The organism is Halorussus salinisoli (assembly GCA_005239435.1).
Classification (GTDB): domain Archaea; phylum Halobacteriota; class Halobacteria; order Halobacteriales; family Haladaptataceae; genus Halorussus; species Halorussus salinisoli.
Genome location: ML241305.1, coordinates 267,773 through 283,001 on the forward strand (window position 1 = coordinate 267,773; position 15,229 = coordinate 283,001).

Sequence of the window (15,229 nt, forward strand, 5' to 3'; positions counted from 1 at the left end):
GTCACTCCAGTTCCGAGACTTCGTACGCGACGTTGGCGTCGCGGAGCGCGTCGGTGACCCTACCCGCGAGGTCGGTGGTGGTGACGACCACCGCGTCGAGACCCCGGCCCGCCGCCTCGGCGGCCACCTCGCCCGCGGCGAACGTCGTCGCGGGGTCGCAGTCGGCCCGCCGGAGCGCCACGACGGCTTCGACGCCCGCGGCGGCCACGAGGTCGGCCGACTCGCAGGCGTCGGCCAGCGCGTCTGTGTCGGCCGACGACGCGCCGCCCGAGCGCACTGGCGGCACCTGAAACACGGTGACGGTGCCGGGGTCGAAGTCGATGATGCCCTCGAAACCGGTGACGCCCACGTCCGCGCCCGCGTCCGCGTCGGTGGTGGCGACGCCGGTCGCTGGCCCCGCTTCGCCCGGCGTCGCGTGGAGGAGACCGTCTCGGAGCGAGAGCGTGACCGGGTCGCCCTCCGTCACGTCGTCTGTGGCGATGGCGGCCTCTTCCTGGACGTTCCCGAGGACGTCGTCGGTGACGTGGTCGGCGTACCGGCGCACGTCGGTCGCCTCCTGGAGGAGCCAATCGACGCCCTCCTTGGTGACGCTGTACCGCGAGCGACCCTCCTTCTCGACCAGTCCGTCCTCGACCAGCGCCCGGATGTACTCGCTGACGGCCTGACTGGTCACGCCGACCGCGTCTGCGATTTCGCCCTGACTCACCGCAGGTTGGCGCTCCGCGATTTCGGCGAGGATGCGAAACCGGGTCGCGGCGCGCTTGTTCTCCAGTACGTCGGCCATGTGTACGGAGTTTCACCACGACGACCATAAATCCCCGGCGGTTGTCCGTCCCGCGACGGGTTAAATCGCTCAGTAGGCCGGCTAGTGACAGCTTCAGGCCCCCGAGATGCAGTTGGTTCGGAAATGTCGGAGGAAAAGCAGAACGCACAGCCGAGACGTTTTTCGCGGGCGAGTGCCAGTCTCCGCCGTGCCCCGTCGGACAGTCGTATTCGACAACAACGTCCTCGTGGCTGAACTCGCCTTCCCCGACGAGCCACTGGCTTGCGTGGCGTTGGCCGAGTCCGGCGCGGTCGAAGTCGCCGTCTCGCCCGCACTCCTCCGAGAGTTCGCCGCGGTCCTCCGGTACGACCACCTGCCGCTCGCCGCGCTCGCACCCGAGCGCCGCGCGGAGGCGGTCGAGCGCGTGGTCGGATTCGCCCGCGTAGTCGAACCCGCGGTCCGAATCGACGCCGCCGACGACCCCGACGACGACGCCGTTCTCGAATGCGCAGTCGCGGCCGCCGCGGACGCAGTGGTCTCCGACGACTACCACCTCCGAAACCTCGACGGTATCGCTGGCGTGGACGTTCTCTCCCGGAAGACGTTTCTCGACCGTCGCGCCGACCGCGAGTGAGTGCGCTGGACTCGAGCCACAAATACAATTTCTTTAGCATTGCATCTATCCTTTTAGCTATTATTTAGTTATCCGGAGTGGTCGCCGACCGACCAAACCGCCGGACGCTCGATACCACGACCGCAATCCCGAAGACCGACGGGCCCCAACCACGGGCCGATGGACGCGCAGTTCCGCGACCGGGCGGTGTATCTCCCCGACGAGGACGTACTCGTGGTCGCCGACCTCCACGTCGGCCGGGACGCCGCCTCCGCGGTCGAACTCCCGCTCGGCGAGCGCGAGGACCTGACCGAGCGACTGGCCGACCTGCTCGCGGCGTTCTCCCCCGCGGAGGTCGTGGTCGCGGGCGACCTGCTCCACGCCTTCGACCGGGTGCCAGAGGGCACCGCCGAGACCGTCGCGGCACTCCGCGAGACGGTCGAAGCGGCGGGCGCGACGTTCGTGGTCGTGCGCGGGAACCACGACTCGATGCTGGAGTCGGTGTTGGACGCCCGACGTTTCGACTCACGCGACGAGTACCGCGTCGGCGACACGCTCGTCCACCACGGCCACGCGGAACCCGAGGGCGAGGCGGCCCGCTACGTCGTCGGCCACGACCACCCGACCATCGAAATCGAGGGGACGCGCCACCCCTGCCTGCTGTTCGGGCCGGAGACGTTCCGCGGCGCGGACGTGCTGGTGCTTCCCGCCTTCAATCGACTCGCGCCCGGCACGACCGTCAACGGGATGTCGGCGCGGGACTTCCAGACGCCGGTCGTCGGGGACGCGGACGCCCTCCGGCCGGTCGTGTGGGACGCCGACGGCGAGGAGATGCTGTCGTTTCCGCCGCTGGGTGAGTTCCGGCGGTTGCTTTGAGTTGGTAGTGTTCGATTTCCTTCGGAACTCGTCGAGGGACCTACTGCGTCGTCGGGAGTAGGGCGGAGTTAGCTACCGATCATCAGAAGCAGAGGCGAAGCCAGCTACTCCTCGAACGGAGGAGTCTACCGCACAGCACCGCAACTGCACCGCGACCGCACCGCGACCGCGGGCCTCACGCCTCCCCAACCGCCTGCGCTTCGCGGCCTCTTTCGAGAGACGAAACCGAAGCTTCGCGGCGCTCAGAACGCCAAGTCGAAGTCGTCGGCGACTCGCTTGGCGGCCGTCCGGCCGCTCCCAATCGCGGCGTTCAGCGACGAGGCGTCGGTGTACTCGCCCGCGAGGTAGACCGGGCCGTCGGGCGCGCGCACGTCGGGCAGTCGGTCGTGGACGCCCGGCGGTTGGGCGAACTGGGCGAACTCGATTCGGTCTGTGTGGAGCGTTTCGAGGTCGAGTCGGCGCTCGGGATACCACGAGTCGAGGGCTCGGGCCGTCTTCGCGGCGAGGTCCTCGTCGGGGTCGTCGGGCACCCCGAGGTATGTCGCGCTCAGCAGGTTCCGGTCCTCGGGCGCGTACTCCGGCGCGACCGCCGAGAGTTGGGCGATCTGGTTCGGCGCGGGCGAGTCGGCGTTGAGCAGAAGTCGCTTGCCGGCGTCGAGTTCCGGCCCGTCGAATGCGTAGTACTGGGTGACGCAGCCCTTCGCGTCGGTGGGAATCGACTCGACGCCGGTCAACTCGCGGGCCTGCTCGGGGTCGGTGGCGACCACCACGGCGTCGGCGGTCACGGACTCGCGCCCGAGTTCGATTTCGGGAGTGTCGGAGGCGTCGAGGTCGGTCACGGTCTCGTCGGTCACGAGTTCGACCTCTGCCTCGCGGGCCGACTCGGCCAGTTGCTCGGTTATCGCGGCCATCCCGCGGGCCGGGACCGCGATGCGACCGGTCGTCAGCATCTTGAACGTGAACTCGAACACCTTCTTCGAGGTTGCGAGGCTACGGTCTAACGTGATGCCGCCGTAGAACGGCGCGGCGAAGTTCTCGACGAACCGGTCGGAGAACCCCCGGCCGCGGAGGTACTCGCGGGTCGATTCGTCCGGGCCCGCAGATATCTCGCGGTCGGATTTCTCGGCGAGTTCCCGCCGGAGTTCGAACACCCGGAGTTTGTCTCGAAGCGTCACGTCTCGATTGAGAATCGTCTCCAGCGCGCCGTCCACGTCTCGGAAGGGGTCAGAGAGGGTCGAACGCTCGCCGGGTCGGGCGACGACCGCGCCGGGTTTGAAGTACCGGAGGTCGAGCGAGTCGTAGTCGAGTTCCCGTCGGGCCGCCGGGTAGGCCGTGAAGAACACCTGAAACCCGCGGTCGAAGACGAACCCGTCGCGCCGGAGCGACCGCACCCGCCCGCCGAGGTCGTGGTGGCGCTCGAAGAGTCGTACGTCCGCGCCCGCTTCGGCGAGGTGACGGGCCGCAACCAGTCCGGCGAGTCCACCGCCAGCGACGACGACGTCGGTCATGGCCGGACGTTCGGCCGCGCGCCACAAAGTTTCTCTGCTCGGAGAGGAATCGACCCGGCGGAGCTTTCACCGACGCCGAATGCGGAAACTGCCGACAACACTGAAGGTGCGACCAGACGTATCGAACGCCATGGCACGGGAAGTCAAACTCAGCCACGTCGAATCGGTCCTCGGCGAACTCTCCTACCCGACCACTCGGGACGAGGCCGCCAGCGAGTTCGAGGACGTGACGTTGCTGCTCGCCGACGGGGAGCGAAACTTGGGGGAGGTAATCTCGGAGGTTCCGGCCGACGAGTTCGATTCGAACGACGAACTCCAGTCCGAAATCAACAACGCCCTGCCGCGAGAGGCGGTGGGCGAACCGTATCAGTCCGAAGGCGAAGGATAAAACACGCCGCTTAACTTACCGCGTCAGCTACGGCGTAACAACAATGGAGTTCTGTGACGAGTGCGGTTCGATGATGAAGGCCGAGGACGGAATGTGGGTCTGTGGAAGCTGTGGCTACGAGGAGCCGAAAGGCGACAGCGACAGCTACACCGTGACCGAAGGCCAAGAGGACAGCGAGGTCATCGAGACCAGCAAAGCCGACGAGGAGAGCGCGCTTCCGACCACCGACGCCCACTGTCCGAAGTGTGGCAACGACCGCGCCCGGTGGTACCTGCAACAGATTCGCGCGGCCGACGAGAGCGAGACGCGATTCTTCATCTGTACCGAGTGCGAGCACAAGTGGCGCGAAGACGACAACTAGAAACCACTCTCCGCTGACTCGCGCCGCGCTACCCCACGACCTGCCGGACTCGGCCCTTCCCTTCCTTGACGACGTACTTCAGCACGTCGCCGCCTTCGGGGAGCGAGTAGAGGTCGCCGAGGTCGTCGGGCGACTGGGGTTCGACGCCCTGCGAGACGTTCCGGATGCCCTTCACCAGCACGTCGTCGGAGACCGCGAACAGTCGTCTCCGGACGTCGGGCCACGTCGGAGCGTCGGCGATGTCTACCGGTTCGTAGGCCGCAATCTCCCCGCCGTCGAGGGTCTCCGAGAGCTTCTGGAGGGTCACGCCGGCAGTGTCCTCGTCGTGGAGGTACTCCCAGAATCCCGAGGGCATCCCGCGGTACTTCCGGAGGTCGCCGTGGTGAAAGCTCAGGACGCCGTGTTCCGGCGCGTCGAGCACGTCGCCTTTCAGGATGCCGAATCCGAACCGAATCGCCGTGTCGGCCTCGCCGACCGTCTCGACCGCGTGGTCCGGGAGAACGTTGCCGAAGTCGGGTGCCGGTTCGGGTTCGACCGCCAACGTCTCCGGGTCGCCCAGTCCCGCGATGCCGGCCACGTCACGGGGTTCGCGGTACTCCGGCAGGTCGGTGAATCGGTACGCCGCGCCGACCGGCGTCCAGAGCGGGTACTCGCGCACCCGGTCGATGTAGTGGCCGAGTCCGCCGTCGCTTCCGGCGACCGACCCGGTGCTTCGGATGACGTGACTCACCTCGGCGTCGGTTCGGGCGACCATCGCCTCGACGGCGTTGGCCTGCCACGCAGGAACGTCGGTCCCGCGGACTAACAACGCGACTTCGAGCGTGTCTGACATAGGGTCGTCGTCGGTCAGGACGCCCGCGGTCGGCTTTGTTATGCGGCGACTGACTGGCGAAGGTGCCGCTTACGGAAGAACAGACCGCGTCTGCTCCGGTCGCAGTCGCCCGGCTGGACAGGTGGTCGGGCGGGCGAGTGGCCGGCGATTCGTCGGTGATTTTCGGCGGTTCGTCGGCGACCTACCGGACTACGGCCGACGAGCGAACGTCAGATACCCGGTGTGACCGACGCCAGCGGTCGAGGGACGGGACCCTCGGTCGTCGAAGTCCATCCGACGCTGGATGGTTTCGAGGGTCTCCACGTCGGCGAGACCGACCTCGCGTGCCGACTCCACCACCTCGCGGGTGTGTTCCACGAACGGGGAGTAGACCGCGACGAATCCACCCCGGACAAGTAGGTCGGGCGCGTGAGAGACGACTTCCGGCGCGTCTTCGGTGTCGAGCGTCAGCACGTCGAACTCGCCGAGGGTGTCGTCTTCGCCCTCGCTCGCGTCGGCAATCTCTTCGGTCACGTCGCCGACGCGCACGTCCACGGCGTCGGCCACGTCGGCCAGTTCCATGTTCTCGCGGGCCACCTCGGCGAAGTCGGGGTCGCGCTCGTAGGTGGTCACGTCCGCGCCCATCCGGCCGAGGTAGGCCGAGAGGACGCCGGTTCCGGTCCCGGCGTCCAGCACGCGGTCGCCGCGCGCGATGCCGGTGTGGCCGACGATGAGACCGACGTCGCGGGGCATCATCGGTGCGCCGGTGCGGTCGAAGTGGTTGAACAGGTCCGGGCCGCGAAGCCCCCGGACCTCGAACGGTTCGCCCAGATGGGTCTGTAGGGTCTGACCCGGCTCTACGTCCTCGGGAACGTCGAGGACTCCGAGGTCGGTCTGGAGTTCCTCGCCGGGTTCGCGCAGGTACTCCCGATCGCCGTGAACCAGCAGGACCGTCACTCTAGGCGCTCGACTGCGGCCGCGAGGTCGCCGTCGGTCGCTTCGAGGGCCTCGCGGGCGTCGTCCTCGGTCACGCCGGTTCGCTGGGCGACGATCTCGACGTCCTCGTCGGGAATGGCCGCGCCGGAACTCTCGTCGCCGGACGTTCCGGCCTCGCCGGACTCGACCGCGGTGACCCCGCCCGCGTCCGCGTCGCGGGTCTCGGGTTCGCCGACGACCTGATACGTCTCCTGGCCGCGGGCGTCCATCACGGTGATGTCGGGATCGTCGAACACCAGTTGCTCGCCGTCGCTCTTGGTGATGACGACCTCTTCGGCGTCGAGTTCGTCTACGTCGATACCCATCTGCTTCATCATCTGCTTCATCTTACGGGGATCGAGTCCCCCGCCGCCTCCTCCGAACATACTCGACTCGTCGGAGCGTGAAGAAATAAGGTTGGCGGACCAGTCGCGTCCGAGGCGGTGGTCGGAGATGGTCGGGGGGCGGGGATGGCGGTGCCAGTCTAGAGCAGTCAGTCCTCGCCCGCGCCCTCGCGGACCATCACGGCCATCCCGGTGTCGAAGTCGGCCATCGCGTCGGCCGAGAGTTCGGCCCGACCGACGCCGAGTAGCGAACCGTCTTCGTGGACGATGGCAACCTCGTCGCCGGGCCGAATCTCGGGACCTGTCGCGGAGACGAACTTGGCGAAGACGTTCTTGCCGTCTCGGACGAACGGTTCGCTCTCGTCGCCGACGACGACCCGGCCCGCCGGAGATTCGAGCGCGGCCGCGACTCGACGGCCGCCCTCCAGTCCGAGCGTGAATCGGCCGTCTGTGCCGTAGGTCACGAGTCGCTCGGCGTCGGCGACGACCTGCTGTGGCCGCCCCGACGAGGACCGCTTGACCTCCAGGTCTTCGTCCTCGGGGAACAGCGCCGCGCCGACGCCAGCCCCGAACTGGTAGTCTGCGGTCGTCCGGAGTCGGGGGAGGTCGTCGGTCTGACTCGAACTCATTGCACGCGGGTTCGGGTCGCCCGGCGAAAAGCCTTGGCTCTTCGGCCCGGAGCCGTCTCGGAGTCGGGACGAAGACGACGACCCATCGCCGACACTCAGCGTGTCAAGAGGTAACACTAACCGCGTCCCTCAGGAACAATTTGATTGTAAATCATGATGGTTACTGGCGGCTTCGGTTTGATTTATATCCTTGGAGCGATTACGGGCGACTACAATGAAAGCGAACCTCGGCCTCGCACTCGTCGTCCTCGCTGGTGCAATCATCTTCGCAGTCGCAACCACCCAGACGTTCACGACCTACGTCGTCTCGGCCGTCGCGGTCCTCGCCATGGCGGCGGGCGCACTCCTGAGCGGTACCGCCGACGAAGACGGCCGTCCGGTCTGAATCGGTCGTCCGGAGCGACAGTTCGCGGGCAGTCCGCGAGAGTTACAGTAGGAACGTGTCGGGACGCTCCGACATGTCGATGAACGCGTCTGCGGCCTGAATCAGTTCTTCCGACGTCGATTCCTCGAAGCTAGTCACTTCCGTCCGCACGCCCTCGTGTCGGAGGTGCGAACAGAGCCGCGAGAAGTCGCCGTCGCCAGTACAGAGGATGACGGTATCGACGTGGTTGGCCAGCGTCACGGCGTCGAGGCTCATCCCCACGTCCCAGTCGGCCTTCTTCGACCCGTCGCCGAACGTCTTGAGTTCCTTTATCTTGGTCTCGAAACCGATGTCCGCGAGCGCCTCGAAGAACCGCTCCTCGTCCGGACTGTCGGCCTGAATCACGTAGGCGATGGCGCGCGTCAGTTCCCGGTCCTGCACCGACTTTTCGAGGACCGCAGAGTAATCGATGTTTCTGCTGTAGACGCTCTGGGCGGTGTGGTAGAGATTTTGGGCGTCTGCGAGGACCGCGACTCGCTGATGAGAGTGTATCTCGGTCATGAGCCAAGATTGGTACCCCCTGCGATAAAAAGGTCCGCACAACCGTCTCCCGCGCTCGTCCTCGGTCCGTCGAGGGGTCCTCGGAGGTCTACTCCGCGGGCGTCGCTCGCTCGGACAGTTCCAGCGTCTCGGGGTCGAGACGATAATATCGTTCCCACGCGGGCGCGAGGCTGACGACGCGAGTGTCGCCGTTGGTGGTCTCGGCGTGGCGCTCGTGGTGGCCGACCAGACAGAGGTCGGGGTCGAGCGCCTCCAGCAGTTCGTCGATTCGTTCGCATCCGGCGTCGTAGCCGTAGTATATCAGGCCGTGCGGCGCTTCGTGGGTCAGGAGCACGTCCACGTCCTCGACCTGCTTCAGGCGCTCTACGTCCTCGCGGACGAAGTGCCGCCTGCGCTCGCCCGCGAGGTCCGCGCGAGGACGGTCGTACTTGGTCGGCGCGTAGTTGCCCGAGAGGCCCGCGACTCGGAGGCCCGCGACCTCGGCGACGGTGCTGGCGAGCAGGGTGGCGTTCCGGACGGTCACGTCCTCGGGGACGTCGCCGCGCCGGAGGGCGTCGATAGTGTCGAAATCTTCGTTGTTACCGGCGATGAAGTAGGTCGGAGTCGGCAGGTCGTAGTGGAGTAAGTCGCCGGTCTGAAGCGCAACGTCGGCGTCGGCCTCGCGGTAGGCCGCCAACAGCGCGCGGCGCTTGGCGGGGTCGTCGGCGTGGGCGTCTCCGAGAACGAGCATCGGCTGATACTCGGTCGGCGACGAGGTAAGGGCTGTGGCTCGGCGAGAGGAGCGTTTCGAGTCGGTCGTCTGACCGAACGTCGTCACCGAACGACCGAGAGACGACGGTCGGCGCTCCGACTACGTGAGCGTCTCACGACCGTCCTTCGACAGCACCGTGACTGCACCGCGGCCGCACTGGGACCGCTACCGTGAGAGTGCCGGACGACTGCGCGACTGGTCGAGCCAGTGATTCGCGTCGCCGGGCGGAACCGTGAACTGTCCCAAACCACTCCGGTCCGCGGATTGTCACAGACCACGGAATGCGCCGAGTGAGCGCCGATAGGCGCGAACGCGGCGAGGAGGTACGGGGCGCGGTGTGGTGGTAGTGCGGTGGTGGTGCAGTGGTGATAGTGCGGTAGTGGTGCAGTGCTGTACTCCTTGGCTCGAGGAGTAGCTAGCTGCTTCTGTTGTCAGTGAACAACGGACTAGCCACGGCTATACAATGAAAACGACCGGAATACCATCGTGTATATTTCCCAAATAATTGGATACGTTTCTAAGAGCCATCTACGACGAAGGTGTCGGGGAGGAACTCAGTTCCAGCGTCGCGGGGTCGAGTTCGTAGTACCGCTCGCCGACCGCGGCGAGACTCACGACGCGCGTCTCGCCGTACTCCATCTCGGCGTGTTCGTGGTGGTGGCCGACCAGACAGAGGTCGGGGTCGAGCGCCTCCAGCAGTTCGTCGATGTGCTCGCACCCTACCTCGTAGGACTCCTCGACCGGGAGGCCGTGCGGCGCTTCGTGGGTCAGGAGCACGTCCACGTCCTCGACCTGCTTCAGGCGCTCTACGTCGCCGCGGACGAAGTGCCGCCTGCGCTCGCCCTGGAGGTTCGTGCGGGGGCGCTCGAACTGCGTCGGCGCGTAGTTACCCGAAAGGCCCGCGATTCGCAGGCCCTCGATTTCGACCGCCTCGTCGGTCAACAGGAAGGCGTTCGTGACGACGGAGTTTTCGACGCAACCGTGCCGGAGAGCGTCGATAGTGTCGAAATCTTCGTTGTTACCGGCGATGAAGTAGGTCGGAATCGGCAGGTCGTAGTAGAGCAGGTCACCTAACTGCAACGCCACGTCCGCGTCGGCGTCCCGGTAGGCGGCGAACAGCGCGCGCCGGTTGGCGGGGTCGTCGGCGTGGGCGTCTCCGAGAACGAGCATTAATCATCGATTCTACGGTCGGAAAGATAAAACCCACTCTCGCGCGACGGCGACCGACCCGTCGAATACGACGTCAGGCGGGCCGACCGACCCGCCGAGGACGAACCGTGGCTCCCGACTCGGAACGTCAGTCGAACGCACCTACCACCCGGACGGTACGTGGCAGGTATCGCATCCGACGCAAAGACTAAGTTTCCGGGAGAGTGTTGGACGCATATGCACCCCGACGCAACCGCGGCCGTCTTCTCGAACTCGGCCAGCGGTGGGTCGGTCGGTTTTTCGGGGCTGAAACGCACAAAAGGCGGTTACTGACAGGTCCTCGGCGGCGTGGCGAACCGTCGCGGGCCGTACTCGTTCTGTATCACTCACCGACCAGTCACCAGCGAACCAGTCCCAAACACACCATGACACGCACCGACGAACCCTTCAGTGGGGTCTACCCGGCGATGACGACTCCCTTCGAATCCGACGACAGCATCGACTTCGAACAGCTACGAAACGACGCCCAGCGCCTCGCAGACGCCGGCGTGGACGGTCTCCTCGCGGTCGGTTCGACCGGCGAGAGCGCGACCCTCAGCCACGACGAACACGTCGAAGTCGTGGAAGCGGTTACCGACGCCGTCGACGTTCCCGTAATCGCCGGCGCGGGGAGCAACTCCACCCGCGAGGCACTCGACCTCTCGCGTCGCTCGGCCGACGCCGGGGCCGACGCCCTGCTCCTCATCTCGCCGTACTACAACAAGCCCGAACCCGCCGGGATGGAGCGCCACTACCGGACGATCGCCGACGAGGTGGACGTTCCCCAAATCGTCTACAACGTCCCCTCGCGCACGGGCCGCAACGTCGCAGTCGAGACCGCGGTCTCGCTCGCCGAACACGAGAACATCGTGGGGTACAAGGCCGCCAGCGGCGACCTGAACCGAATCGGTGACGTGATCGAGCGCACCCGCGACCGGAACTTCTCGGTCCTCTCGGGCGACGACTTCCTCACACTCCCGATGCTGTCGCTCGGCGCGACGGGCACCATCAGCGTCTCCGCGAACGTCGAACCCGAGCGCACCATTGCGCTCGTCGAGGCCGCCCGGTCGGGCGACTTCGCCGAGGCCCGCGAGATTCACGAGGAACTCGCACCGCTCGTCCGCGCGCTGTTCACCGAGACCAACCCCATCCCGGTGAAGGAGGCGATGGAGATTCGGGGGTACGGCCCGGCCCACCTGCGCTCGCCGCTGACTCGCCTCTCCGAGGGACCGCGCGCAGAACTTGCAGGTATCCTCGAAGAGTTAGACGGGGAACCGACTGAGATACATTCATGACCACGACCGTCGCCGAAACCGAGGAACGACCATGAGCGTATCAGTCGCAGTCACGGGCGCGACCGGCCAGATGGGCCGCGCTGTCCTCGACGCCGCCAGCGCCCGCGAGGACGTGGACGTCGCGTTCGCCGTCAACCGCGACTCGGACGGCGAGGAGGTAGTCGCCGGAGTCCCCGTCGAACCGACCCGCGAGTTCGACCAATTGCTGGCCGACCACAACCCGGACGTCGTCGTCGACTTCACCGGCCCCGCGAGCAGTCAGAACTACGTCGCGGTGGCCGCCGAGGCCGGGGTCGCCAGCGTGGTCGGCACGACCGGATTCGACGACGAGGGCGAGGCGGCGCTCCGCGAACTGGCCGAGTACGCGCCCGTCCTGAAGGCCTCGAACTTCGGGCGCGGCGTGCAGGCGCTGCTCTCGGCGGTCGAGGCGGCAGTCGCCGACCTACCGGGCTACGACGTGGAGGTCACGGAGACCCACCACAACCGCAAGCGCGACGCCCCGAGCGGGACCGCGAACGCGATTCTGGACCGAATCGAGGACGCGCGGGAAGACGACGCCAGCGAGCGCGTCCACGGCCGCGAGGGCGAGGCCCCGCGCGAGGAGGGAGAAATCGGAGTCCACGCCCGCCGGGCCGGGTCCGTCACGGGCGAACACGAGGTTCTGCTCGCTGGCAACCACGAAGAGGTCCGACTGACCCACCGCGCCGAGGACCGCGGCGTCTTCGCCGAGGGAGCTTTGGACGCGGCGGTCTGGCTGGCGGGCCGGGACCCGGGCTGGTACGACTTCGCGGACGTCGTGACAGGAAGTGATACGCAATGAGTCTGGAATCCGACATCGAAGACCTGTGGCATCGCTACGACGACGGGGACCTCTCGGCCGACGCGGCGGGCCGGCAGGAACTCGACCGTCTGGACGCCTTCCTCGACGCGCTCGAAACCGGCGAGGTCCGGGCCGCCGAGAAGCGCGACGGCGAGTGGGAGTCGAACGAGTGGGTCAAGCAGGGCATCCTGCTGAACTTCGGCCTGCGCGAGATTGCGGGCCGGGAGTACGGCGACGTGACCTACCACGACGTGCTTCCCCTGCGCGAGACGGGCGACCTGCCCGAGCGAGGAACCCGCAACACGCCCGACGGAACCGTCCTGCGTCGGGGTGCCTACGTCGGCGCTGATTGCATCATGATGAGTCCGAGTTTCGTCAACATCGGCGCGCACGTCGGCGACGGTACCCTCGTGGACTCCTGCGACACCGTGGGGTCGTGCGCCCAGATCGGCGCGGACGTGAAGTTGGGCGCGAACACCCTCATCGGAGGGGTGCTCGAACCCGTGGAGGACGCCCCGGTCGTGGTCGAGGACGGCGCGTCGCTCGGCGCGGGCTGCCGAGTCACGTCGGGATTCGTCGTGGGCGAGAACAGCGTCGTCGCCGAGAACACCCTCCTCACCCCCCGAATCCCGGTCTACGATCTCGTGGAGGAGGAAGTCGTCTACGGCCGCCTCCCGCCCGAGCGCCGGGCGTTCACCCGGTTCGTGGAGTCGTCGGTCGGCGACCACGACCTGTTCGAGGGCGGGGCGTACAAGCCCGCGGTCGTGGCGATGGACGTCGAGGAGACGACCCTCGAAGGCGTCGAGCGCGAGGAGGCGCTCCGAGAATGAGCGCCGCGCAGGTCCGAAATCCGCCGGTACGACGACTCGCCGACTGGCCCGCCGAGCGACTCCGAGGACTGGCCGACGAGTACGGCACGCCGCTCTACGTCCTCGACGCCGACCGCGTCCGGGAGAACTACCGCCGGATGGCCGACGCCTTCCCGGAAGCCGAGGTCTACTACGCCGCGAAGGCCAACACCACCCGGCCGGTCCTGCGAACGCTCGCGGACGAGGGCGCGGGCGTCGAGTGCGCCTCCGCGGGAGAACTCACGAGAGTCCTCGACGCCGGAGTACCCGCCGAGCGCGTCCACTACACCGCGGTCAACCCGCCCGCCCGGGACCTCGACGTGGCGGCCCGACTCGCCGACGAGCACTCCGGCCTGACGATTACGGCGGGCGCGGCCGACACCCTCGACAGACTGGCCGAGCGCGGATACTCGGGCCGGGTCTGCCTGCGCGTCAATCCGGGCGTCGGTGCGGGCCACCACGAGAAGGTGGCGACCGGCGCGGACGCCAAGTTCGGCGTGCCCTACGACCGCGCCGTCGAAGTTCTCGACGCGGCCGCCGAGGACTTCGAAGTCGTCGGTCTCCACGCCCACGCCGGAAGCGGCATCTCGGGCGAGGACCTCTCGGCCCACCGCGAGCTCGTCTCGCGGATGGGCGACCTCGCGCGCGAGGTCGGCGAGCGCGGACTCGACATCGAATTCGTGGACGTGGGCGGCGGCTTCGGCGTCCCCTACCGTCCGGACGACGACCCCCTCGATTTGGACGCCGTGGCCGAGGCGACCCGCGAAGCCCTCGGGGAAGTCGAGGCGACCCTCGCGGTCGAACCCGGCCGCTACCTCGTCGCCGACGCCGGAGTCGTGCTGACAGAGGTAAACACGGTCAAGGAGGTGCCGAAAGGGGTCGTGGTCGGCGTCGGCGCGGGGATGACCACCCTCGCCCGGCCCGCCATCTACGACGCCCACCACCAGATCCGGAGTCTCGCGTCCGGGGCCGAAACCCGCCCCGAGCGCGAGGTGGTGGTCTCGGGGCCGGTCTGCGAGAGCGCCGACACCCTGGGCGACCACTGGCTTCCCGACCCCGAACGCGGCGACCTGCTCGCGATCGGCAATTCGGGGGCCTACGGCTACGAGATGGCGAGTCAGTACAACTCCCGCCCGCGCCCGGCGTCGGTCGTCCTCGAAGGCGGGACGGCCTCGCTGGCGCGACGGCGCGAGACGATTGCGGACGTGACGGCGGTCGAACCGGAGGACGAAGCATGAGCATAGAGTACGAGAAGTTTCACGGCAGTGGCAACGATTTCGTAGTAGTAGACGCTGACGAGTACGTCCCCGACCGGGGCGCGTTCGCTCGGCAGGTGTGCGACCGCACCGACGGCGTAAACGTCGCCGGCGGTGCGGCGAGCGAAGGAAGCGAGTCGGTAGGGGCGGACGGGACACTGTTTCTGGCGCTCGAATCCCAGTTCTCACCGCCGCGCGTGGTGATGACGCTGGTCCAACCCGACGGTTCGACCGCGGCGATGTGCGGCAACGGCGCGCGGTGTGCGGCCAAGTGGGCCGCCGAGCGAACCGGCGCGGACGCCATCATGCTCGACACGCAGGCGGGCACGCGCCGGGCCGAGATCCGTGGCGAAGACGTGACCATCGAGATGGGCGAACCGTCGTTCGCACCCGGCGAGGTTCCCCTCGCGCCCGACCGCGAGGAACCGCTGGTCGGCGAGTCGGTCGCGGGCGTCGAACTGACCGCCGTGAACACGGGCGTCCCCCACGCCGTCGCGTTCGTCGAGGACGTGGCCGACGTGGACCTCGAAACGGTCGCGCCCGCGATTCGCCACGCCGACGCCTTCCCCGAGGGTGCGAACGTCACCTTCGCGTCTCGGCGCGACGATTCCGGGTTCGACCAGCGAACCTACGAGCGCGGCGTAGAGGGCGAGACCCGGGCCTGCGGCACCGGAGCGGTCGCAATCGCGGCGGTCGCGCGACGACTCGGCCGACTCGAGTGCGACGACGTGGCCGTCTTCCCGCCGGGCGGCCGCCTCGACGTGGCGTTCCGGAACGGTCGCGCGACCCTGACCGGCCCGGCCGAGCGGGAGTTCGAGGGCGAGGTGGCTTCGACGCCCGAACCCAGACGGCTTACCAAGGCATGAGCTTCGGCCACG

Annotated in this window: 19 protein-coding genes; 10 read left to right on the forward strand and 9 right to left on the reverse strand. The window is 67.6% G+C overall.

What is annotated here, in order from left to right; translation table 11 throughout:
- Position 1: 1 nt before the first annotated feature.
- Positions 2-784 carry a DUF7839 domain-containing protein gene (locus tag E2484_RS01440; protein ID WP_137283442.1) on the reverse strand — a complete coding sequence of 261 codons (783 nt, stop codon included), beginning with the start codon at positions 782-784 and terminating at the stop codon, positions 2-4.
- 187 nt (positions 785-971) lie between these two features.
- Here E2484_RS01440 and E2484_RS01445 point away from each other — a divergent pair, with 187 nt between their 5' ends.
- Both E2484_RS01445 and E2484_RS01450 read left to right on the forward strand, forming a co-directional pair.
- Positions 972-1,397 carry a putative toxin-antitoxin system toxin component, PIN family gene (locus E2484_RS01445; RefSeq protein WP_170977199.1) on the forward strand — a complete coding sequence of 142 codons (426 nt, stop codon included), beginning with the start codon at positions 972-974 and terminating at the stop codon, positions 1,395-1,397.
- A 159-nt stretch (positions 1,398-1,556) separates the two neighbouring features.
- Positions 1,557-2,252, forward strand: coding sequence for a metallophosphoesterase (locus tag E2484_RS01450; RefSeq protein WP_137283444.1), 696 nt, complete (start codon positions 1,557-1,559; stop codon positions 2,250-2,252).
- A 242-nt stretch (positions 2,253-2,494) separates the two neighbouring features.
- Here the strand turns inward: E2484_RS01450 and E2484_RS01455 are convergent, their stop codons facing one another.
- Positions 2,495-3,760, reverse strand: coding sequence for an NAD(P)/FAD-dependent oxidoreductase (locus tag E2484_RS01455; protein WP_137283445.1), 1,266 nt, complete (start codon positions 3,758-3,760; stop codon positions 2,495-2,497).
- A gap of 130 nt (positions 3,761-3,890) precedes the next feature.
- On the opposite strand from E2484_RS01455, the gene E2484_RS01460 reads away from it, so the two are divergent.
- Both E2484_RS01460 and E2484_RS01465 read left to right on the forward strand, forming a co-directional pair.
- Positions 3,891-4,148: a DUF5789 family protein gene (locus tag E2484_RS01460; protein WP_137283446.1), complete on the forward strand. Its 258-nt coding sequence runs from the start codon at positions 3,891-3,893 to the stop codon at positions 4,146-4,148.
- A gap of 43 nt (positions 4,149-4,191) precedes the next feature.
- Positions 4,192-4,509 (forward strand): transcription factor S, encoded by a 318-nt coding sequence (locus tag E2484_RS01465; RefSeq protein ID WP_137283447.1) that lies wholly within the window; start codon positions 4,192-4,194, stop codon positions 4,507-4,509.
- Positions 4,510-4,537: 28 nt separating this feature from the next.
- Here the strand turns inward: E2484_RS01465 and E2484_RS01470 are convergent, their stop codons facing one another.
- The 4 genes from E2484_RS01470 to E2484_RS01485 form a co-directional block, all read right to left on the reverse strand.
- Positions 4,538-5,341, reverse strand: coding sequence for a formyltransferase family protein (locus E2484_RS01470; protein ID WP_137283448.1), 804 nt, complete (start codon positions 5,339-5,341; stop codon positions 4,538-4,540).
- A gap of 189 nt (positions 5,342-5,530) precedes the next feature.
- Positions 5,531-6,277 carry a methyltransferase domain-containing protein gene (locus E2484_RS01475; RefSeq protein ID WP_137283449.1) on the reverse strand — a complete coding sequence of 249 codons (747 nt, stop codon included), beginning with the start codon at positions 6,275-6,277 and terminating at the stop codon, positions 5,531-5,533.
- A complete protein-coding gene (locus tag E2484_RS01480; RefSeq protein WP_137283450.1) occupies positions 6,274-6,681 on the reverse strand; it encodes a nascent polypeptide-associated complex protein in 408 nt (135 codons plus the stop codon). Before E2484_RS01480 ends, E2484_RS01475 begins: the two co-directional genes overlap by 4 nt.
- Positions 6,682-6,788: 107 nt before the next feature.
- Positions 6,789-7,268 carry a PUA domain-containing protein gene (locus E2484_RS01485; protein ID WP_137283451.1) on the reverse strand — a complete coding sequence of 160 codons (480 nt, stop codon included), beginning with the start codon at positions 7,266-7,268 and terminating at the stop codon, positions 6,789-6,791.
- A gap of 214 nt (positions 7,269-7,482) precedes the next feature.
- Between E2484_RS01485 and E2484_RS24645 the strand changes: the two genes are divergently transcribed.
- The gene (locus E2484_RS24645; RefSeq protein WP_170977200.1) at positions 7,483-7,653 is read left to right on the forward strand and encodes a hypothetical protein; all 171 of its coding nucleotides are present in this window, start codon (positions 7,483-7,485) and stop codon (positions 7,651-7,653) included.
- A gap of 42 nt (positions 7,654-7,695) precedes the next feature.
- Here E2484_RS24645 and E2484_RS01490 read toward each other — a convergent pair whose 3' ends face one another.
- The 3 genes from E2484_RS01490 to E2484_RS01500 form a co-directional block, all read right to left on the reverse strand.
- A complete protein-coding gene (locus E2484_RS01490; RefSeq protein ID WP_137283452.1) occupies positions 7,696-8,193 on the reverse strand; it encodes a LabA-like NYN domain-containing protein in 498 nt (165 codons plus the stop codon).
- Between the two features lie 88 nt (positions 8,194-8,281).
- Complete coding sequence (locus tag E2484_RS01495) at positions 8,282-8,923, reverse strand: metallophosphoesterase family protein (protein ID WP_137283453.1); 642 nt, start codon at positions 8,921-8,923, stop codon at positions 8,282-8,284.
- Between the two features lie 549 nt (positions 8,924-9,472).
- Positions 9,473-10,114: a metallophosphoesterase family protein gene (locus E2484_RS01500; protein ID WP_137283454.1), complete on the reverse strand. Its 642-nt coding sequence runs from the start codon at positions 10,112-10,114 to the stop codon at positions 9,473-9,475.
- Positions 10,115-10,518: 404 nt separating this feature from the next.
- Here E2484_RS01500 and dapA point away from each other — a divergent pair, with 404 nt between their 5' ends.
- The 5 genes from dapA to dapF are packed head-to-tail and all read left to right on the forward strand — an operon-like array spanning position 10,519 to position 15,217.
- Positions 10,519-11,427: a 4-hydroxy-tetrahydrodipicolinate synthase gene (gene dapA, locus E2484_RS01505; protein WP_137283455.1), complete on the forward strand. Its 909-nt coding sequence runs from the start codon at positions 10,519-10,521 to the stop codon at positions 11,425-11,427.
- A 31-nt stretch (positions 11,428-11,458) separates the two neighbouring features.
- Positions 11,459-12,247, forward strand: a complete 789-nt coding sequence (dapB, locus tag E2484_RS01510; protein WP_137283456.1) for a 4-hydroxy-tetrahydrodipicolinate reductase — start codon at positions 11,459-11,461, stop codon at positions 12,245-12,247.
- On the forward strand, positions 12,244-13,077 hold the full coding sequence (locus E2484_RS01515) for a 2,3,4,5-tetrahydropyridine-2,6-dicarboxylate N-succinyltransferase (protein WP_137283457.1): 834 nt from the start codon (positions 12,244-12,246) through the stop codon (positions 13,075-13,077). Before dapB ends, E2484_RS01515 begins: the two co-directional genes overlap by 4 nt.
- Entirely contained in the window at positions 13,074-14,333 is a 1,260-nt protein-coding gene (gene lysA, locus E2484_RS01520) for a diaminopimelate decarboxylase (RefSeq protein WP_137283458.1), read from the forward strand. The genes E2484_RS01515 and lysA overlap by 4 nt, the downstream gene beginning before the upstream one ends.
- On the forward strand, positions 14,330-15,217 hold the full coding sequence (gene dapF / locus E2484_RS01525) for a diaminopimelate epimerase (RefSeq protein WP_137283459.1): 888 nt from the start codon (positions 14,330-14,332) through the stop codon (positions 15,215-15,217). The genes lysA and dapF overlap by 4 nt, the downstream gene beginning before the upstream one ends.
- Positions 15,218-15,229: the final 12 nt, after the last annotated feature.